The sequence below is a fragment of the Subtercola sp. RTI3 genome, assembly GCF_035018625.1.
GTDB lineage: Bacteria > Actinomycetota > Actinomycetes > Actinomycetales > Microbacteriaceae > Subtercola > Subtercola vilae.
In genome coordinates, this window is record NZ_JASJXO010000032.1 from 24827 (window position 1) to 43138 (window position 18312).

Genomic DNA, 18312 nt, shown 5'->3' on the forward strand with positions numbered 1-18312 from the left:
CGCGGCGCCAGTGCGGTGCAGTGCAGTGCGGTGCGCTACTGCGACGCGCCGGTGACCGCGCCCATGGTGGGCGTGATCTGGGCGAGCGAACTTGCCAGGGCTGCGACCTTGGACTGCAGAGAGGCGCGGTCGGCGGGTGCGACGGCGTCGAACGTCTTCATCAGAACGCCGCTGCGTTCAGCGTTCAGCGACCCCTGCACCCCGTCGAACTCGTGGTCGAGGGTGGTGGCCAGAGCTGCGTCTTGCGTGACCAGAACGTCGCGAATTCCTTCGAACACCACGCGCACGCCGTCGAGGTAGCCCTGCAGATCGTTCAGATCGGTGTGCGAGGCCGCGTCTTGGGTGCCGCTCGCCGCGTTCAGGCCGAGTGTGAGCATCAGCGTCGCTGCCCCCGTGGTCTGCTGGTCGACCGAGGGGCGAAGCGCCATGATGCGCTGGTTGAGTGCGTACGTGTCGTCAGAGAGCTGGCGGGCGAGGCTCGACCGTGCGGCCGCGGAGAGCGGCACTGTGCCGGCCGGCGGGTACAGGTCTTGCTCTACAGCGTGCCAGCCGGTGAGGGTGGCACCGGGAGCGAGATCGGATGCCCTCAGGTCGAGCCGCGCCGTGAGGTCGCTGAACGAATCTGAGACGGCCAGCAGACGGTTGTAGAACATGCGCGACGGGGCATACAGCGATCGCGCGAGCTCATCGTTGCCGGAGGAGTATGCGGCCGCGAACTCGTCGGTGGCGGTCTGCAGCTGCTCGGCCTGTTGCCGGGCGTAGAGCGCGAAGTCGTTGTTCGACTCGCGCAGCTGCAGGGCGACGAACCCCTCCGACTGCACGGTCTGAGCCTGGGCGCCAGTGGTGCCGGTCGTGCTTCGGGCGCACCCCGTGAGAGCGAGTGCGATGATGACGACGGCCAGAGCCAGTGCGCCAGGTGTGGATTTCACGAAACAGGTTCCTCGTGGTCGATTCGAAACAGAAGCTCTACAGAACACGGCTCCATCGCCGTTTACACGGTACAGCGTTCAGGTTGGGTCGCTAAATTGAAGCGCAACAACGAAAGGCAATCGTGATGTCGTACAGTGAGCCCGCTGCAGTGGGCGAGTCGTGGTTCGTGCGGGTGGCGAGCTGGGTCGTGGGTCTGCTGCTCGGTGCGGTGTTCGCCATGCTCGGCACGGTGGTCAACCAGGCCAGCTTCAGTTTCTTCGGTCTGTTCGACGTTCCCATCGGCGTGATCATGGCCGTTCTGGCCAGCGCGCTGCTGCTGCTCGGCCTCCGTCTGGTACTGCCGAGTCGCACGGTCGCCATTCTGGCGGCGGTGGGTCTCGTGGGCATGGTGTCGCTGCTCAGCCTGCCCAGTCGCGGCGGCTCGGTGCTCATTCCGGCCACACCTCAGGGCTATGTGTGGACCTTCGCGCCCACCATTGTGGCGCTCGTCATTCTCGCGTGGCCGAAGAGGCCGGTTCGCCGCACCTCAGCCGACGCTTAGAATAAAAGTGCCGTTTCGAAGGGATTTCACCACTGTGACTTATGTCATCGCTTTGCCGTGTGTCGATGTCAAAGACCGGGCGTGCATCGACGAATGCCCCGTCGACTGCATCTACGAGGGTGAACGATCGCTGTACATCCACCCCGACGAGTGCGTCGACTGCGGTGCGTGTGAGCCGGTGTGCCCGGTCGAGGCCATCTACTACGAAGACGATCTGCCCGCCGAGTGGGCCGACTACTACAAGGCCAACGTCGAGTTCTTCACCGACATCGGTTCGCCCGGTGGGGCCGCGAAGGTCGGCGTCATCGCCAAAGACCACCCGGTCATTTCGGCTCTGCCGCCCCAAGTGACCCCGGCGTGAGCCTCGGGCCGCTGCCCGACTACCCGTGGGATCAGATGGTGCCGTTCGTCGAACGTGCCGCAGAGCACCCGGGCGGGCTGGTCGACCTCTCGATCGGTTCGCCTGTCGACCCCACGCCGCCGCTCATCCGTGGCGCGCTCGCTGCGGCGACGGATGCCCATTCCTACCCTGCGACGGCGGGTACCCCCGCTCTGCAACGCGCGATCGCGGCCTGGTTTGCGCGTCGTCGCGGGGTCGCCGGGCTCAGCGAGGCTCAGGTTCTGCCCACTATCGGGTCGAAAGAGCTCGTGGCCTGGTTGCCGTTCATGCTGGGTCTCGGCGAGGGAGATGCGGTCGTGCATCCACTGGCCGCGTACCCCACCTACGCCGTGGGAGCCACGCTGGCGGGAGCCCGGGCGGTTGCGGCAGATGACCCCGCGCTCTGGCCGGCCGACACCAAGCTCGTCTGGTTGAACTCACCCGGCAACCCCGACGGCCGCGTGCTCGATGTCGAGGCGTTGCGGGCAGCGGTCAATCGCGCCCGTGAGCTCGGCGCCATCGTCGCGAGCGACGAATGCTACGCCGAACTCGGCTGGGATGGCCGGTGGGCCACCGAGCCCGTGCCGAGCGTGCTCGACGAGCGCGTGACCGGGGGAGACCTAACCGGCATTCTCGCGGCCTACTCGCTCAGCAAGCAATCAAATCTCGCCGGTTACCGCGCCGCGTTCGTGGCCGGCGACGAGGCCCTCATCTCGAGGCTGCTCACCGTGCGCAAACACGCCGGAATGATGCCGCCGTCACCGGTTCAGACCGCGATGGTGCTCGCCCTCGGCGACGACGAGCATGTGGCACGCCAGAAGTCGCTCTACCGCGCACGCCGCGACGTGCTGAAGGCGGCGCTCGAGGCGTGGGGGCTGCGAATCGATCACAGCGAGGCGGGGCTCTATCTCTGGGCGACCGCCGGTGTCGACGGCTGGCAGACCATTTCAGAGCTGGCAGAGCTCGGTATCGTGGCCGGTCCGGGTCATTTCTACGGAAGCCACTACCCCGAGCACGTACGCTTCTCACTCACAGCGACAGACGAGCGCATCGCGGAGGCGGCCGTTCGGCTCGGAGCCGTGCGTCCTTTAGGCTGAGTGTGCAATCCCATATATCTCAAGGAGGCGCTGTGGGCGATTTGAACGAGGCGACAGCTGCTGAGGCGAACGTGACCGCCAGTGCTGAACCGAACACTGCAACCCTGCACTTCCCGGGCGGAACGGCGCAGTTCCCCATTCTGACGAGTGTCGACGGGGCATCGTCGATCGACATCTCCACCCTCACACGGCAGACGGGGCTGACAACGCTCGACTACGGCTTCGTGAACACGTCGGCGACCCGCTCGAACATCACCTACATCGACGGCGACAAGGGAATTCTGCGCTACCGCGGGTACCCCATCGATCAGATCGCCGAGAAGTCGACATACCTCGAGACCGCCTGGCTTCTGATCTACGGCGAACTGCCGACACCGACGGAGCTCGAAGACTTCGACACGCGCATCCGGCACCACACGCTGCTGCACGAAGACCTGAAGAGCTTCTTCGATGCGCTGCCGCACGACGCCCACCCCATGTCGGTGCTCTCGGCAGGCATCTCAGCCCTGTCGACGTACTACCAAGACTCGCTCGACCCGCGTAACCCCGAGCACGTCGAGATCTCGACGATTCGCCTGCTGGCGAAGCTGCCGGTGATGGCAGCGTATGCGCACAAGAAGAGCCTGGGCCAGGCGTTTCTGTACCCCGACAACAGCCTGAGCTTCATCGACAACTTTCTGCGGCTGAACTTCGGCACCATGGCCGAGCCGTACGTCATCAACCCGGTGCTGTCGAAGGCGCTCGAGCGGCTGCTCATTCTGCACGAAGACCACGAGCAGAACGCGTCGACCTCGACGGTTCGCCTCGTGGGCTCGACCGAGGCAAACATGTTCGCCTCGATCTCGGCCGGCATCAACGCGCTCTACGGCCCGCTGCACGGCGGCGCGAACGAGGCCGTTCTCACCATGCTCGCGCAGATTCGCGACTCCGGCGAAGGCGTCGAGAAGTTCGTCGAGCGCGTCAAGAACAAAGAGGCGGGTGTTCGCCTGATGGGCTTCGGCCACCGCGTCTACAAGAACTACGACCCGCGGGCGAAGCTCGTCAAAGAGGCGGCCGACGAGGTTCTCGCGGCGCTCGGCGTCAAAGACGACCTGCTCGACATCGCCAAAGAACTCGAAGCCATCGCGCTGGCCGACGACTACTTCATCTCGCGCCGGCTGTACCCGAACGTCGATTTCTACACGGGTGTCATCTACAAGGCGATGGGTTTTCCCACCCGCATGTTCACCGTGCTGTTCGCCATCGGCCGGCTTCCCGGCTGGATCGCGCACTGGCGTGAGATGCAGACCGACCCGGCCACCAAGATCGGGCGCCCCCAGCAGCTCTACCTGGGCAGCCCCATGCGCGACTTCCCGACGCGCTGACACCACCTTGGCCGCGGCGAGCGGGGGAGGCGGGGGCGCAGCGGGGAGGCGGCGCGCGCAGCGGGTCAGGCGGGGCGCGCAGCGGGTCAGGCGGGGCGCGCAGCGGGTCAGGCGTGCAGAACGGTGTTCAGCGTGACACCAGAGCCGGCGCGCGAGAGCACTTCGACCGCGCCCGAGAGCGAGTTGCGCCGAAACAGCAGGTTGGGCACGCCCGACAGCTCGACGGCCTTGACGGTCTGCGCCGATCCGTCGGCCCGGGGCGCTGAGCCCACGACGACGACCTTCGTGCCCGCCGTCACATAGAGACCGGCCTCGACGACCGAGTCATCACCGATCGAGATACCGATGCCCGAGTTCGCGCCGAGCAAGGCGCGCTCGCCGATCGATACCCGCTGCGTGCCGCCGCCCGAGAGGGTGCCCATGATGGATGCCCCACCGCCCACATCCGACCCGTCACCGACGACGACCCCCTGTGATACGCGACCCTCGACCATCGACGTGCCGAGCGTGCCGGCGTTGAAGTTCACGAAACCCTCGTGCATGACCGTGGTGCCGGGCGCGAGGTACGCGCCGAGCCGAACCCGCGACGCATCGGCGATGCGTACACGGTCGGGGCTCACATAGTCGAGCAGGCGCGGGAACTTGTCGATGCCGTGCGCGGCGATTCCGTGGCGCTGCAGCGACAGCCTCAGGCGGTCGAAGTCGGCGGGCAGCACCGGCCCGGCGTTGGTCCACACCACGATGGGCAGGTGAGCGAAGATGCCGTCGAGGTTGAGGGTGTTGGGCTTCACGAGCAGGTGCGAGAGCAGGTGCAGGCGCAGGTACGCATCGCTGGTCGTCAGCGGCGCCGCGGCGAGGTCGATCTCGACCGTCACCACTTCGAGCCGCACGTTGCGGCGCTCATCGGCCCCGGCCGCCTCTTCGAGTTCGGCGGGAATCACCCACGGTTCGGTCTCCTCCGAGAGCCGGCCGAGGCGGGGCGCGGCGAACCACGTGTCGAGAACTGTTCCGTTGCCGGCGATCGTGGCGAGGCCGTAGCCCCATGCATTACTCATGATTCAAGGGTAGTTCAGTGCTGGGGTTCGGTTCGGCCACCATAAACTTGAGCAATGCTGACCGACCCCCGCGCCCAGAACGTGCTCGACCTTGCCGCCTCGTCGGTCGAACTCACTCGCCAGATCTGCGATTTCGAGTCGGTGTCGGGCGACGAGAAGCCGCTGGCCGACGCCATCGAGGCCGCCCTCGCCGGGTTCGGGCACCTCGAGATCATCCGTGACGGCGACACGATCGTGGCCCGTACGAACCTCGGGCGATCGCAGCGCGTGGTGATCGCCGGGCACATCGACACGGTTCCGCTGAACGACAACCTGCCCACCCGCTTCGAGACCATCGACGGGCTCGAGTACCTCTGGGGCCGCGGCACGGTCGACATGAAGGCGGGTGTCGCCGTGCAGCTGAAGCTCGCCGCCGAGCTCACCGAGCCCACGGTCGACATCACCTGGATGTGGTACGACCACGAAGAGGTGTCTGCAGCGTTGAACGGCCTCGGTCGACTGGCAGCGAACCGCCCCGACCTGTTCGAGGGCGACTTCGCCATTCTGGGCGAGCCGAGCAACAGTCAGATCGAGGGCGGCTGCAACGGCAACCTCCGCATCGAGGTGCGCGCGTTCGGCCTGCGCTCGCACTCGGCACGCGGGTGGGTCGGCACGAATGCCATCCATCGCATCGCGCCCATTCTCGACACGCTTGCGGCCTATCGAGCGCGTGAGGTCGAGGTCGACGGGCTGGTCTACCGCGAGGGTCTGAATGCCGTGGGCATCTCGGGCGGCGTCGCCGGCAACGTGATTCCTGACGAGGCCATGGTGCACATCAACTACCGTTTCGCGCCCAGCCGCTCGGCCGACGAGGCGATCGCGCACATGCATGAACTGTTCGGCGAGTACGAGATAACGGTTGTCGACCTCGCCGAGGGTGCCCGCCCCGGGCTCGACGCGCCTCTGGCCCAGCAGTTTCTCGCGGCCGTCGGCGGCGAGGCCAAACCCAAGTACGGCTGGACCGACGTGGCCCGCTTCTCGGCCCTCGGCACCCCCGCGGTGAACTTCGGCCCCGGCGACCCCCTCAAGGCGCACGCCGACGACGAGCGGGTGCTCACCTCGCAGATCATCGACTGCGAGCGGGCGCTTCGCCTGTGGCTCTCGAAAGAGTAGGCAGATGACCCAGGCGCTCGACGACAGGGCTCTGCCAGCAGAGACGCCGGCTCCGGATGACCGGGGGCCGGGCATCCGGAGCCGGCGGTTCAGCAGCCCCTGGTGGCTCACCGTCACGCTCGTGTATCTCGCGGCGCGGGTGGTCACCACCGTGATGCTGCTCGCGCTGGCGAGCGTGCAGGGTAAGAACCCATGGACGGGGGCGAGCCCCTCGTACTGGGACTACGCCTCGATCTGGGACGGCACCTGGTACAAGATCATCGCCTACTGGGGCTACCCCGGCCAACTGCCCCTCAGCACGTCGGGGCATGTGAGCCAGAACGCCTGGGCGTTCCTGCCCGGCTACCCGTTTCTGGTGCGCGGGGTCACCGAGGTCACCAGCGTGCCGTGGGAGTACACCTCCGTCGCGATCTCATTCGTGTTCGGCCTCGGTGCGACACTGGTGTTCTACAAGCTGATGCGGCTCACGCTGCCGGCCGGTACGACGCTGTTCGCTGTGCTGTTGTTCTGCATCTCGCCGGTGTCTCCGTTGTTTCAGGTGGCCTACGCCGAGTCGATGTACACCTTCCTGCTCATGCTCGGGCTCTACTTCGTGGTCACCCGGCGGTACGTGCTGCTGTTTCCGATCATCCTCGTGATGTCGCTGACGCGGCCCAGTGGGCTGGCATTCGCTCTTTTTCTCGCCATCCACATCGCTCATCGCTGGTGGGTGCGGGAGCGCGATCCGTTCCCCACCGGCCAGCGGGTTCTCGCCGTCGCGGCAACGGTCTTCAGCGGCGTCATGGGGTTGGCGTGGAGCATCATCGCGTGGATCGGAACGGGGTACTTCTCCGCCTACACCGAGACCGAACTCGCGTGGCGCGCGTCGTACATCGGGTATTCGCACCTCGTGCCATTCACATCGTGGATCCAGGGCGGCAACTGGTGGCTGGGCGCACCGGCGGGTGCCGTGGTGGTGGTGCTGCTCGTCGTCGCCTTCGCGCTGTTCATGCTCACCAAGGGTGTGCGGCGCATCTCGCTCGATCTACGGTTCTGGGTGATCGCGTACGCACTGTACCTGTTGGCCGTTTTCTTTCCTCAATCGAGCGTCTTTCGGCTGCTGATGCCCCTCTTCCCGCTGCTCGGTGTCATCGCTCTGCCGAAGTCGCGCATCTACCGAGTTCTCGTCGTTCTGCTGTTCCTCGCCGCGCAGTGGGGCTGGCTGCTGCTCTGCTGGGGCGTCGACGGCGCCGACTGGACCCCGCCGTGATGCCCGGTGTTACGCCTCTGGCGGGCGGAGTTTTCTCCCGGGCCGCTCATGAACGATAATAGATGTACGACACCACGAAAGGGGATGCCGCATGGCCGCCATGAAACCCAGGACCGGAGACGGCCCGATGGAGGCTGTTAAAGAAGGGCGCCTCATCATCGTGCGCGTTCCTCTTGAAGGAGGCGGAAGGCTTGTGGTCTCTGTCAACGACGCCGAGGCTAAAGAACTGCACGACGCCCTCGCCGGCGTTGTCACCGCTGCCTGACCTCTACAGATGACGAATGCCCCGGGCCGCGGCCCGGGGCATTCGTTCGTCTCGGCGCAGAAAGTCAGCCGAGGAGTTTCGTGATCTGGAGCAGCCCGTCGCCAATGGGCGAGAGTGCCGTGATGACGGCACTCGACTGGGTGATCTCGCTGATGAGGGAGCGGAAGTCTGCCACGGTGTCGTCGCGCTGCACCGGGTCTGCCACGCGGTCGCGCCAGAGTGCGTGCGGCACGAGTACGGTGCCCCCGACACGGGCGAGGCGCAGGCCGTGCTCGACGTACTCGATCACCGACTCGGGGTCGGCGTCGATCAGAACCAGGTCGTACGAGCCCTCGTTCATGCGCGGGAGCACGTCGTTGGCACGGCCGGTGATCAGGCGAACACGGTTGGCCGCTGCGCCCTGGCTGATGAACGCGGCGCGGGCCGATTGCTGCCGGTCGACCTCGGTGTCGATCGAGGTGAAGGTGGCCAGGGGTGCGCCGGCGAGCAGCCAGAGCCCCGAAACCCCCACTCCGGTGCCAACCTCGATGATCGACTTCGCGGCCGTCGCCGCGGCAATGACTGCAAGCTGCGCACCGATGCCGGGAGACACTGCTTCGACCCCCAACTCGATGGAGTGGGCGCGTGCCAGCGCTATCACCGCCGGCTCAGCGACGATGTCTTCTGCATACTTCCAGTTGGTCTCTTTTGACACAGGTATTGCCTCCGGAGGTCAGCTTAGACACCGCCAGCGGTAGGTGAGGGAAGGCTCGCAGTATCTCTGGCAACACAGGGTAGTCTTTACGCATGTTCGGGTTGACGTTTGAGAAGCTGATAATCATCGGCGTCATTGCGGCCTTCGTGATCGGCCCAGAGCGCCTGCCCCACTATGCCTCGGTGCTCGCGAAGTTCGTGCGCCAGTTGCGTGATTTCACCAATGGTGCGAAGACGCGCATGAAAGAGGAGATGGGGCCCGACTTCGACGAGATCGAGTGGAAGAAGCTCGACCCCCGGCAGTACGACCCGCGTCGCATCATTCGCGATGCGCTTCTCGAAGACCCCGAGGCGGTGCCGGTGAAGCCCACAACGGCACCCATGGCGCCGGCCGCAGCGGCTGCCGCATCGGTCGACCCTCTGATCGCGAGCCAGTTGCCGGTGAATCAGTTGCCTGTCGACCCGCTCGCTGGCGACCAGCCCTTCACAGGGTCGCACCTGTCTCCGCCCGAACCGGCCTACCTCACCCGTAGCAAGACCGAGCGTGCCGAAGCCGCCCAGGTCACCCCGCACGACTCCGAGGCGACCTGAGCTGATTCGCGGTCGGCCTGCCGCTAGCGGTTCACCGACGACATGTCGGCGTAACGCTCGCCCGAGGGGGCAGCGACGGCGTCGAGAGTGGCCAGCTGTTCGATTGTCAGCGTGAGGGCATCCGACGCCGCGTTCTCTTCGAGGTAACTCACACGCTTCGTGCCGGGAATGGGTGCGATGTCGTCGCCCTGCGACAGTAGCCAGGCGAGCGCGACCTGGCCGGGCTTCGCGCCGAGCTCTGCCGCCACGAGATCGACCTGTTCGACGATGCGGATGTTCGCTTCGAGGTTGTCGCCTTCGAATCGCGGGCTCGTGCGCCTGAAGTCGTTCGCGTCGAGCTGGTCGACCGAGCGGATCGTTCCGGTCAGAAACCCGCGCCCGAGCGGCGAGTAGGGCACGAACCCGATTCCGAGTTCGCGTACGGTCGGCAGAACCTCGGCCTCGGGGTCGCGGCTCCAGAGCGAGTACTCGGTCTGCAACGCGGTCACCGGATGCACGGCGTGAGCCCGGCGAATGGTCTCCGGCGCGGCCTCCGACAGGCCGATGTAGCGAATCTTGCCCTCTTCGACGAACTTCGCCAGCTCGCCGACGGTCTCTTCGATGGGCACCTTCGGATCCATGCGGTGCTGGTAGAAGATGTCGATGTAGTCGGTGCCGAGCCGCTTCAGTGAGCCCTCGAGCGCCAGGCGCGCGTTCTCGGGGCTGCCGTCGAGCCCGCGGCTGCCGTCACCGCGGTGCAGCACGAAGCCGAACTTGGTGGCAAGAGTGACCTCGCCGCGGCGGTTGCCAAGGGCGCGGCCCACCAGCTCTTCGTTGACGAACGGGCCGTAGATCTCCGCGGTGTCGAAGAAGGTGATGCCGATTTCGAGGGCCCGATGGATGGTCGCAATCGACCCCGCCTCGTCAGTGCCGCTGCCCGTGTAGTAGTCGCTCATTCCCATGCAGCCGAGGCCGAGGCGTGAAACGTCGGGGCCGTCTGTTCCCAGTGTGATGTGTTTCATGCTTTCAGCCTATGCCTGCCCAAACGAAAGCCTGCCGATAGTCTGGCGGGTATGGAGCTCGGGATCTACGCCGTGGTCGGGGTCGCGGTGATCGTTGGCGTTGCCGCGTTCGCTCAGCGTCTCGGGGTGGCGGCGCCCATCATTCTGGTGGTCGTGGGCGTCGGTCTGTCGTACTTGCCAGGGGTGCCGGAGATCGAGATTCCGCACGAGTACGTGCTCGACGGGCTGCTGCCGCCGATTCTCTATGCCGCCGCCATCGCGGTTCCGGTGGTCGATTTTCGGCGCAATCTCGGCACGATCACCAGCCTGTCAGTGGTGCTCGTGCTCATCACCGCCTTCGGCACCGGGTTTCTGCTGTACACGCTGCTGCCCGATCTGAACCTCGCAGCTGCCATCGCGCTCGGCGCCATCATCAGCCCGCCCGACGCCGTGGCTGCCACCTCGGTTGGCCGCCGGCTGGGGCTGCCGCCGCGACTGCTCACCGTGCTCGAAGGCGAGGGCCTCGTCAACGACGCAACAGCCCTCGTGCTGCTGCGATCGGCGTCGGCCGCCGCCGTGGGCGCGCTGGCGAGCCCGTGGGCGGGGGTGGCCGACTTCTTCTACGCGGTGGTCGTCGCCATCGTCATCGGGCTGGCGGTGGGGTTCGTCACGGTGTTCGTCAGGTCGAAGCTGAACGACCCGGTACTCGACACTGCGATTTCGTTTGTGGTGCCTTTTGCCGCGTTCGCCCCGGCGGAGGCGTTGGGGGCATCCGGAGTTCTCGCCGTCGTCGTCGCCGGCCTCTACACCGGCCACGCGGCGCCGAGCCACTTCTCGGCCCAGTCGAGAATCAGCGACCGCATCAACTGGCGAACCGTGCAGTTCTTTCTCGAGAACGGTGTCTTTCTGCTGATCGGGCTCGAGATTCGCACGCTCATCGAGAACGTCAACGAGCACCCCTCGGCCATCGGCGTGTGGGAGTCGGTGAGCATCGGCCTGATCGCCACCGTCGCTCTCATTGTGCTGCGGTTCGTCTGGTCGGGCCCGCTGGTACTCGGGCTGCAGCGGCGCGCCCAGCACGCCGAGAAGAAGACCCTGAACAGGCGGCTGGCCCTCGACTACGTCAGAACTCTGCCGGTCACCGGCCCCCGGCAGGCCCGGCGGCGACGCTTCGCCGAGCGAACGTACGCGAGGCAGCGGGCCGACCTGCAGCAGCTGCGGCGTGAAGGCGTCGACTGGCGCGGGGGAGTCGTGCTCGGCTGGTCGGGCATGCGCGGCGTGGTGACGCTCGCCGCGGCGCAATCGCTGCCCGAAGAGACGCCCTACCGCGACCAGCTCATTCTCATTGCCTTCACGGTCGCCGTGGCGACGCTCGTCGTGCAGGGTGGAACGCTGCCGTGGCTCATCCGGCTGGTGGGCATCCAGGGCATCGATGTGGCCGACGATCGCCGCGAACTGGCGCGGCTCATCGACGAGATCAGTGGGCAGGGGCTGACGGTTCTGGATGACCCGGCCGCCGCCCTCGGTGAGACCACCCCCGTCGACCCTGACGTCATCGAGCGTGTTCGGCAGTCGTCGTTCCTGCGCACAGAGTCGGCCTGGGAGCGCTCGAAAGAGCTCACCGGTACCACCGACGACACCCCTCACCAGGTGTACCGCGAGCTGAGGCTCGCCGTGGTGGCGGCCGAGCGGCAGGCGCTGCTCGACATTCGAAGCCGCGGAGACTACGCCTCGCGCATCCTCGCTGAGGCGCAGGCCATGCTCGATCTCGAGGAGACCCGCCTGCGCCCGCGCGGCGGCGGCCACTGAGGCTTGCCGCTGCCGCTGTCGCTGCCAATGCCGTCGTGCGGGCCGCGGGCGGCCATCACGCCGAAGTCGCTCTACAACCCGGCGAGCGTGTCGATGAGACGGGCGGCGAGTGCGTCGGCCTCGATGAGCTGCGCCTCGGTGAAGCTGCCCGCCGGGCCGAGCACGTTCAGGCAGCCGTAGAAGACCCCGTTGCGCGCGATGACGGCATTGATCGCAGCGCCGAGATTGAGCGCTGCCAGTACATCGTGGTGCTCGAAGGCGTCAGAGGTGACGGCAGCCTCGTCTTCGGCGATGAACGACACCTGGTCGATGACGCACTGGCGCACCCAATCGGCACCGAGCCCGCTCGAGATGCCTCCGACGCGATACACCGCGGGCAGGTTCGAGGCGATGCGCACCAGATCGTGCTGCTCGGGGCGCCACAGCGACACGGTCACGAGGGTTGCCCCGAGGCTCCGGATGGCCGCTCCACACACCCCCGCGAGCATCCGTTCTGCGGCAGCGCTCAGCTCGACCCGCACGTTCTCCTCGTGTACCTCGGGCCCGGTCACAGCAGCGCTTTCATGGCACCATGCAGCCCGCGCGCGGCAGCATTCACGGCACCACCTGCACGGCCGGGAGCGCGCTGGAGCGCACCCTCGGCCGTGCAATCGACAGCACTACCACACCGGCCAGCGCGAGCACCCCGCCGATCCAGGCGGCGATGCTCGGCACTTCGCCGAACAACCACCAGCCGAGCAGAAGTGAGAACACGGGTACGACGTAGAGCAGCGAACCGCCTTGCGCGACGCTGGTGCGGGCGAGTGAGACGTTCCAGAACCCGTATGCCAGGCACGTGCTGACGACGATCAGCACGAGAAGGGCGAACCAGAAGCCCACGCCGAGCTGGCTCTGGTTGACGCCGCCCGCGAAGTCGGTGGCCGGCAGGGTGGCGAGACCACCGAGGGCGCTGCCCCAGAAGACCACTTCGACGGCCGGCAACTCGCGAAGGAGTGGCTGCTGCACGATGAGGAAGACTGCGAGCACGAGCGCGGCGGCGACGATGTAGAGAGCGCTCATGTTGAAGCCGACGGCTGATGAGCCACCCAGTGTGATGATGACGACGCCGATCACGGCCACCACGATGCCGGTGTAGCCGAGCAGGGAGGTTCGTTCTTTCAGCACCACGAAGCCCAGGAAGAACGCAAAAACGGGCGAGATGTTCAGCAGTAGGCTCGTCGTTCCGGCGGGCACGGTGGTCTGCCCGACGTTCAGCAGCAACCCGTAGCCGGCGTAGCCGAGCAGGGCTGTTGCGATCATGCGGGGCAGGTGCCGGGTGCGCAGGCGAAGGCTCTGCCGCCTCACGAGCAGAAAGATGCCGAGTACGACGGCGGCGCCCAGAAATCGCACCGCCGTGAGGTCTTGCGGTGACAAACCGGTGAGGGCCTGTCTTGTAGCCACGTAGGTCGGCGCCGATGTGACCACCATCAGTACATCGGGTCTGAGCAGCCAGCTCCTCAATCGGTTCTCCGTAACGGTGTGTTTCCGGCCTGTAAATTCTGCCGATTGAATTGTTATTAAAAGCGAGCTATTCGTACGCTAGAACAAATAGTATTGCGCCAAACCAAATAACTCAAAGGATGTGACAACTCGATGGATCGTCTACTCGACACCGTGAAGGGCCACCAGCTGAGCCGGAGGAACGTCATCTTCGGTGCGGCTCTCGGCGTTATTGTTCCTACGCTACTGGCCGGCTGCAGCACCGGCGGCGGGGGCGCCACCACGAACGCCATCGGGGCTCCGCGCACGGGTACGGCTGCCAAGGGCGGCATTCTGCGCATTGCTCGGCCACCGGCATCCAAGGCCGAGACCCTCGACCCGGCCAGCTCGCTCTCGGCCTACGAGTACCTCGGCGCTCTGTACAACCGCCTGGTGAAGCTCTCGACCTCCGGCAGCCTGCTGCCCGACCTCGCCGCCTCGTGGCAGCAGACCCCCGACGCCATGACCTGGACCTTCACACTGCGAAGCGATGTCTCCTGGCACGACGGCAAGCCCTTCACCTCTGCGGATGTCGTCTACACGATGCAGCACATTCTCGACCCGGCGACCGCCTCACCCCAGGCCGGCGTGCTCAGCCCGTTTCTCACGGGCAGCTCGATCAGCGCGCCCACCGCAACCACCGTGGTCTTCGCGCTCAGCTCACCGAACGCGGAGTTCGCCAGCCTGCTCGCGGGGTACAACTGCTACATCATCCCCGCCGGCTCGGCCGCGACCATCGGTGCCAGCGGCATCGGCACCGGCCCGTTCTCGCTCACGAGCTTCACGGCAGCCGGCCCCGGCGCTGTGGCCCGCAATGAGAGCTACTTCGGAGACAAGCCGATGCTCGACAGCATCGAGTTCTCATCGATCGCCGACACCCAGGCCCGCGTGAACGCGCTGCTCGCCGGCCAGGTCGACTTCATCGCCCAGACGAACCTCGACTTCGCCTCGGCCAAGCTCGTCACCGCGTCGACGACCGTCACCGTGTCGACCATCAAGAACGCCCAGTGGTACCCGGTGCCTATGCTCAACTCGAGCGCCGAGTTCTCGAACCCGCTCGTGCGCCAGGCCCTCGCCCACGCGTACAACCCCACCGAGGTGCTGCAACTCTCGGTTCAGAACTACGGAACTGTGGCCAAGAACAACCCGGTGCCGCCGACCGAGGCGTATTACCTCGACTACGGGCTCGACTACGACCCCGACAAGTCGAAGTCGCTGCTGAAGCAGGCCGGCATGGATTCGTTCACCAGCGACATCTACACCTCGACGTACGACCCGGTACTCACCCCGCTCGCCCTCGCCCTCAAGGGCTCGATGGCGCCGTCGAACATCACGCTCAACGTGGTGAACGCCTCGGCCGACTCGTACTACACCGATGTGTGGATGAAGAAGCCGCTGATGACCACCTACTGGTACACCGGGCGGCCCATCGACCAGCTTCTGAACCAGATCTTCCGCTCGGGCTCCTCGTACAACGAGACCGCCTACTCGAACCCCACGTTCGACCAGACGCTCGACGCGGCCCGTGCCACGGTCGACGACGCCAAACGAAAGACGCTCTACCAAGACGCTCAGAAGATTCTGATCGACGACGGTGGCTCGCTCACCCCGTTCTTCTCCGACCGTCTCGTGGGCCTGAGCAAGAAGATCGTCAACTACGACGAGCACGGCTTCGAGTTCGACTACCTAAAGATCGGTTTCGAGGCCGTCTGATGACACTGCTCATCGCCAGGCGCGTTGCGCTTTCTGTGGTCACCGTGCTGCTCGCAACGGTGCTGGTGTTCACTGCGATCCAACTGCTGCCTGGCGATGCAGCGACCCAGATCCTCGGTCAGAATGCGACTCCGGATGCCGTGGCCACCCTCCGCAGCCAGCTGGGCCTCGACCAACCGGCCATCGCCCGCTTCTTCTCATGGCTGGGCGGTGCCCTGCACGGCGACTTCGGCACGTCGCTGGTCTCGCACCAGAGCGTGGGAGCCGAGGTGGGCCGCGCGCTCGTCAACACCTCGCTGCTCGCCGTGATCACCATCGTGGTGGGCATCACCCTCGCCCTCGTGCTCGGAATGGTGGCCGGGCTGCTGCGCGACAAGTGGCCAGACGTTGCCATCTCGACCATCGCCCTGGTGGGCATGAGCGTGCCAGAGTTCGTGGTGGCGACGGTTCTCGTGCTGCTGTTCTCCATCACTATTCCGTTCTTCCCCGCGGTGGTGGTGGCCGGCCAGAACGCGACAATTGCTGAGCTTCTGCCCTCGGTGACGCTGCCGGCGGTGGCCCTCATCTTCGTGCTGAGCGCCTACATCATCCGCATGATGCGAACCTCGGTCATCGACGTCTCCGACAGCGAGTTCGTGCGCACCGCGGTGCTGAAGGGCAACTCGCTCGGCCGCATCGTGTTCAAGCACATCCTGCCGAGCGCCATGCTGCCCACCCTCAACGTGATCGCGATGAACGTGGCGTGGCTCGTGGGCGGTGTGGTGGTGGTCGAGAGCATCTTCAACTACCCGGGCATCGGCACGCTCATGATCCAGTCGGTGCAGACCCGCGACCTGCCGGTCATTCTTCTCATCACCGTTCTGAGTGCGGTGGTGTTCGTGGTGTGCAACCTGCTCGCCGACCTCATTTCGATTGCGCTGAACCCGCGCCTCAGGCACTCAAGGAGCGCACGATGACCGCCGTGACAGTTTCGAGCAGATTCACACAGAATCGGGCATCCGCTCGCCGGGTAGTGCGCTCGATTCTCTCGTCGAAGAGCGCCACGGTGGGCTTCGGCCTGGTGATTCTGCAGATCATTCTGGCGATCTTCGCGCCGGTGCTGACGCCGTACAACCCCACGACCAACGACGCGATGTCGGCGCTGGCCGACCCGTCGGGTGCTCACCTGCTCGGCGCCGATGCGCTCGGGCGCGACATTCTGACCCGTACGCTCTACGGCGGTCAGTACGCGCTCACGGTGAGTTTCGCCGCGACCGTCATCACGGTGGCCCTCGGTTCGCTCATCGCGGGCATCGCAGCCTTTCGAGGCGGCATCGTCGACGAGGTCATCACGCGGGTGCTCGACTCGATTCTCGCTATTCCCGCCATTCTGTCGCTGCTGGTGATCGTCACCGTGTTCGGCAGCGGCCAGTGGGTCATCGTGTTCGCCGCCGTCGTGGTCTACACCGGGGGTGTGACCCGCGTGGTTCGCGCCGCCATTCTCGATGTGCTCAGCAAAGACTTCATCACGGCCGCCCGCGCCCGCGGTGAGGGCATGTTCTCGATTCTGCTGCGCGAGGTGTTCCCGAACGTGCTCGACGTGATTCTGGTCGAATTCGCCATGCGAGCCTCGTGGATCGTGCTGCTCATCAGCTCGCTCTCGTTCCTCGGCTTCGGCGCCAACCCACCCACCCCCGATTGGGGCCTCATGGTGGCGGAGAACCGCAACCTGATGGCCATCGCACCCCTGTCGACGGTGGCGCCGATCGTGGCCCTCGCCACCCTGATCGTGGGGCTCAACCTGGCCGCAGACGGGCTCGCCAAGAGCTTCGGCATCGACCGCATGAAAGAGGTACTCGGCTGATGAACACCACAGAGCAGGTTGTCGGGGTCGACGACCTCACCGTGTCGTATCGCACCGGCAGCGGGGCGAACGCCCGGCAGGTCGACGTACTGAAGAACGTGTCTGTGTCGCTCGAGCGGGGCCGCGTTCTCGGCCTCGTCGGCGAATCGGGTTCGGGCAAGTCGACCCTCGCTGGCGCGCTGCTCGGGTCGCTGCGTTCGACGTCGTTTATCTCCGGCGGAACTGTGAGCGTGGCCGGCAACGACGTCTTCGCACTCGGCTCGGCAGAGCTTCGCCGTTTTCGCATCAATGAGGTGGCGATGGTGCCGCAGAATGCGGGCAATGCTCTCACGCCCACCATGAAGATCCGTGAGCAGATCGCCGAGTCGCTGCACGGGCTCCGCGGCGACAAGCGGGCCCAGCGCGAGCGTGCAGAAGAACTGCTGCGGCTCGTTCGGCTGCCGAACCCGCGGGCGGCGCTCGACCGGTACCCGCACCAGTTCTCGGGCGGCCAGCAGCAGCGCATCGGTATTGCCATCGCGCTCGCCTCCGACCCGACCGTGCTGGTACTGGATGAACCCACCACCGGCCTCGATGTGGTGACCCAGGCGGCAATTCTCGACCTGTTGCTCGACCTGCAGCGCTCCCGCAGCATGTCGATGGTGATCGTGAGCCACGACCTCGGAGTCATCGACAAGATGTGCTCCGACGTGGCGGTGCTGCGTATGGGAGAGATCGTGGAGTTCGGTGGGGTTCGACAGGTGCTGGGCTCGCCCGGGCATCCCTACACCCGAGGGCTCATCGCGAGTGTGCCGCGCATCGATCGACCGGGTATTCCGCCGAGCCTCGACCACCAGGCGCTCGATGCTGATGCCGAGTGGGTGCAGAGCGACGAGGTCACGCTGCGCGTCGCTCCGGTGGATGCGCCCGTGGTGCTGTCGGTTCGCGACCTGTCGGTCGACTACCGGCGGCGGCCTGTGGCCGGAACGGGGCCCACGGTGCAGGGTGTGAGTTTCGATGTCGCCGCGGGCGAGATCGTCGCGCTGGTGGGGGAGTCTGGCTCTGGCAAGTCGACGATAGCGACGACCATCGCGGGGTTGCAGCGGCCGGCGGCGGGGAGCATCACGCTCGCGGGCTGTCTCTTATACACATCT

The 18312-nt window shown here is 66.0% G+C and carries 19 protein-coding genes; 13 read left to right on the plus strand and 6 right to left on the minus strand.

What is annotated here, in order from left to right:
• Nucleotides 1–35 precede the first annotated feature (35 nt).
• Nucleotides 36–929, minus strand: coding sequence for an EfeM/EfeO family lipoprotein (locus QN358_RS12310; RefSeq protein WP_161580401.1), 894 nt, complete (start codon nucleotides 927–929; stop codon nucleotides 36–38).
• 125 nt (nucleotides 930–1054) lie between these two features.
• Between QN358_RS12310 and QN358_RS12315 the strand changes: the two genes are divergently transcribed.
• From QN358_RS12315 to QN358_RS12330, 4 genes are all read left to right on the plus strand, one after another.
• Nucleotides 1055–1471 (plus strand): hypothetical protein, encoded by a 417-nt coding sequence (locus QN358_RS12315; RefSeq protein ID WP_136642029.1) that lies wholly within the window; start codon nucleotides 1055–1057, stop codon nucleotides 1469–1471.
• A gap of 34 nt (nucleotides 1472–1505) precedes the next feature.
• Nucleotides 1506–1832, plus strand: a complete 327-nt coding sequence (gene fdxA, locus QN358_RS12320; protein ID WP_136642028.1) for a ferredoxin — start codon at nucleotides 1506–1508, stop codon at nucleotides 1830–1832.
• Nucleotides 1829–2947, plus strand: coding sequence for a succinyldiaminopimelate transaminase (gene dapC, locus QN358_RS12325; RefSeq protein ID WP_136642027.1), 1119 nt, complete (start codon nucleotides 1829–1831; stop codon nucleotides 2945–2947). Before fdxA ends, dapC begins: the two co-directional genes overlap by 4 nt.
• A 71-nt stretch (nucleotides 2948–3018) precedes the next feature.
• Nucleotides 3019–4311, plus strand: coding sequence for a citrate synthase (locus QN358_RS12330; RefSeq protein WP_136642059.1), 1293 nt, complete (start codon nucleotides 3019–3021; stop codon nucleotides 4309–4311).
• A gap of 107 nt (nucleotides 4312–4418) precedes the next feature.
• On the opposite strand, the gene dapD is transcribed toward QN358_RS12330, so the two are convergent.
• On the minus strand, nucleotides 4419–5366 hold the full coding sequence (dapD, locus tag QN358_RS12335; RefSeq protein WP_136642026.1) for a 2,3,4,5-tetrahydropyridine-2,6-dicarboxylate N-succinyltransferase: 948 nt from the start codon (nucleotides 5364–5366) through the stop codon (nucleotides 4419–4421).
• 54 nt (nucleotides 5367–5420) lie between these two features.
• Between dapD and dapE the strand changes: the two genes are divergently transcribed.
• The 3 genes from dapE (at nucleotide 5421) to QN358_RS12350 (ending at nucleotide 8032) form a co-directional block, all read left to right on the plus strand.
• On the plus strand, nucleotides 5421–6518 hold the full coding sequence (gene dapE / locus QN358_RS12340) for a succinyl-diaminopimelate desuccinylase (RefSeq protein ID WP_136642025.1): 1098 nt from the start codon (nucleotides 5421–5423) through the stop codon (nucleotides 6516–6518).
• A 4-nt stretch (nucleotides 6519–6522) separates the two neighbouring features.
• On the plus strand, nucleotides 6523–7767 hold the full coding sequence (locus QN358_RS12345) for a hypothetical protein (RefSeq protein WP_237280342.1): 1245 nt from the start codon (nucleotides 6523–6525) through the stop codon (nucleotides 7765–7767).
• A 91-nt stretch (nucleotides 7768–7858) separates the two neighbouring features.
• Nucleotides 7859–8032, plus strand: coding sequence for a DUF3117 domain-containing protein (locus QN358_RS12350; RefSeq protein WP_136642024.1), 174 nt, complete (start codon nucleotides 7859–7861; stop codon nucleotides 8030–8032).
• A 64-nt stretch (nucleotides 8033–8096) separates the two neighbouring features.
• On the opposite strand, the gene QN358_RS12355 is transcribed toward QN358_RS12350, so the two are convergent.
• Nucleotides 8097–8726 carry an O-methyltransferase gene (locus QN358_RS12355; RefSeq protein WP_136642023.1) on the minus strand — a complete coding sequence of 210 codons (630 nt, stop codon included), beginning with the start codon at nucleotides 8724–8726 and terminating at the stop codon, nucleotides 8097–8099.
• 92 nt (nucleotides 8727–8818) lie between these two features.
• On the opposite strand from QN358_RS12355, the gene QN358_RS18875 reads away from it, so the two are divergent.
• On the plus strand, nucleotides 8819–9316 hold the full coding sequence (locus QN358_RS18875; protein ID WP_416351990.1) for a Sec-independent protein translocase TatB: 498 nt from the start codon (nucleotides 8819–8821) through the stop codon (nucleotides 9314–9316).
• A gap of 23 nt (nucleotides 9317–9339) precedes the next feature.
• On the opposite strand, the gene QN358_RS12365 is transcribed toward QN358_RS18875, so the two are convergent.
• A complete protein-coding gene (locus QN358_RS12365; RefSeq protein ID WP_323512546.1) occupies nucleotides 9340–10317 on the minus strand; it encodes an aldo/keto reductase in 978 nt (325 codons plus the stop codon).
• A gap of 51 nt (nucleotides 10318–10368) precedes the next feature.
• On the opposite strand from QN358_RS12365, the gene QN358_RS12370 reads away from it, so the two are divergent.
• Entirely contained in the window at nucleotides 10369–12105 is a 1737-nt protein-coding gene (locus QN358_RS12370) for a cation:proton antiporter (protein ID WP_136642021.1), read from the plus strand.
• A gap of 71 nt (nucleotides 12106–12176) precedes the next feature.
• On the opposite strand, the gene QN358_RS12375 is transcribed toward QN358_RS12370, so the two are convergent.
• Nucleotides 12177–12656 (minus strand): hypothetical protein, encoded by a 480-nt coding sequence (locus QN358_RS12375; RefSeq protein WP_136642020.1) that lies wholly within the window; start codon nucleotides 12654–12656, stop codon nucleotides 12177–12179.
• Between the two features lie 43 nt (nucleotides 12657–12699).
• Entirely contained in the window at nucleotides 12700–13572 is an 873-nt protein-coding gene (locus QN358_RS12380) for a DMT family transporter (RefSeq protein ID WP_136642019.1), read from the minus strand.
• A gap of 165 nt (nucleotides 13573–13737) precedes the next feature.
• Here QN358_RS12380 and QN358_RS12385 point away from each other — a divergent pair, with 165 nt between their 5' ends.
• From QN358_RS12385 to QN358_RS12400, 4 genes are all read left to right on the plus strand, one after another.
• On the plus strand, nucleotides 13738–15336 hold the full coding sequence (locus QN358_RS12385; RefSeq protein ID WP_323512547.1) for an ABC transporter substrate-binding protein: 1599 nt from the start codon (nucleotides 13738–13740) through the stop codon (nucleotides 15334–15336).
• Nucleotides 15336–16292 (plus strand): ABC transporter permease, encoded by a 957-nt coding sequence (locus tag QN358_RS12390; RefSeq protein WP_323512548.1) that lies wholly within the window; start codon nucleotides 15336–15338, stop codon nucleotides 16290–16292. Before QN358_RS12385 ends, QN358_RS12390 begins: the two co-directional genes overlap by 1 nt.
• Entirely contained in the window at nucleotides 16289–17179 is an 891-nt protein-coding gene (locus QN358_RS12395; protein WP_136642016.1) for an ABC transporter permease, read from the plus strand. The genes QN358_RS12390 and QN358_RS12395 overlap by 4 nt, the downstream gene beginning before the upstream one ends.
• On the plus strand, nucleotides 17179–18312 hold a 1134-nt coding region (locus QN358_RS12400), incomplete at its 3' end, for an ATP-binding cassette domain-containing protein (RefSeq protein ID WP_323512549.1). The genes QN358_RS12395 and QN358_RS12400, both read left to right, overlap by 1 nt.

Excerpts from the sequence above, each read along its gene's own strand:
- QN358_RS12315 (WP_136642029.1), top strand. The coding sequence starts at position 1,055 with ATGTCGTACAGTGAGCCCGCTGCAGTGGGCGAGTCGTGGTTCGTGCGG.
- dapD (WP_136642026.1), bottom strand. The coding sequence starts at position 5,366 with ATGAGTAATGCATGGGGCTACGGCCTCGCCACGATCGCCGGCAACGGA.
- dapE (WP_136642025.1), top strand. The coding sequence starts at position 5,421 with ATGCTGACCGACCCCCGCGCCCAGAACGTGCTCGACCTTGCCGCCTCG.
- QN358_RS12345 (WP_237280342.1), top strand. The coding sequence starts at position 6,523 with ATGACCCAGGCGCTCGACGACAGGGCTCTGCCAGCAGAGACGCCGGCT.
- QN358_RS12350 (WP_136642024.1), top strand. The coding sequence starts at position 7,859 with ATGGCCGCCATGAAACCCAGGACCGGAGACGGCCCGATGGAGGCTGTT.
- QN358_RS18875 (WP_416351990.1), top strand. The coding sequence starts at position 8,819 with ATGTTCGGGTTGACGTTTGAGAAGCTGATAATCATCGGCGTCATTGCG.
- QN358_RS12365 (WP_323512546.1), bottom strand. The coding sequence starts at position 10,317 with ATGAAACACATCACACTGGGAACAGACGGCCCCGACGTTTCACGCCTC.
- QN358_RS12370 (WP_136642021.1), top strand. The coding sequence starts at position 10,369 with ATGGAGCTCGGGATCTACGCCGTGGTCGGGGTCGCGGTGATCGTTGGC.
- QN358_RS12380 (WP_136642019.1), bottom strand. The coding sequence starts at position 13,572 with ATGGTGGTCACATCGGCGCCGACCTACGTGGCTACAAGACAGGCCCTC.
- QN358_RS12385 (WP_323512547.1), top strand. The coding sequence starts at position 13,738 with ATGGATCGTCTACTCGACACCGTGAAGGGCCACCAGCTGAGCCGGAGG.
- QN358_RS12390 (WP_323512548.1), top strand. The coding sequence starts at position 15,336 with ATGACACTGCTCATCGCCAGGCGCGTTGCGCTTTCTGTGGTCACCGTG.
- QN358_RS12395 (WP_136642016.1), top strand. The coding sequence starts at position 16,289 with ATGACCGCCGTGACAGTTTCGAGCAGATTCACACAGAATCGGGCATCC.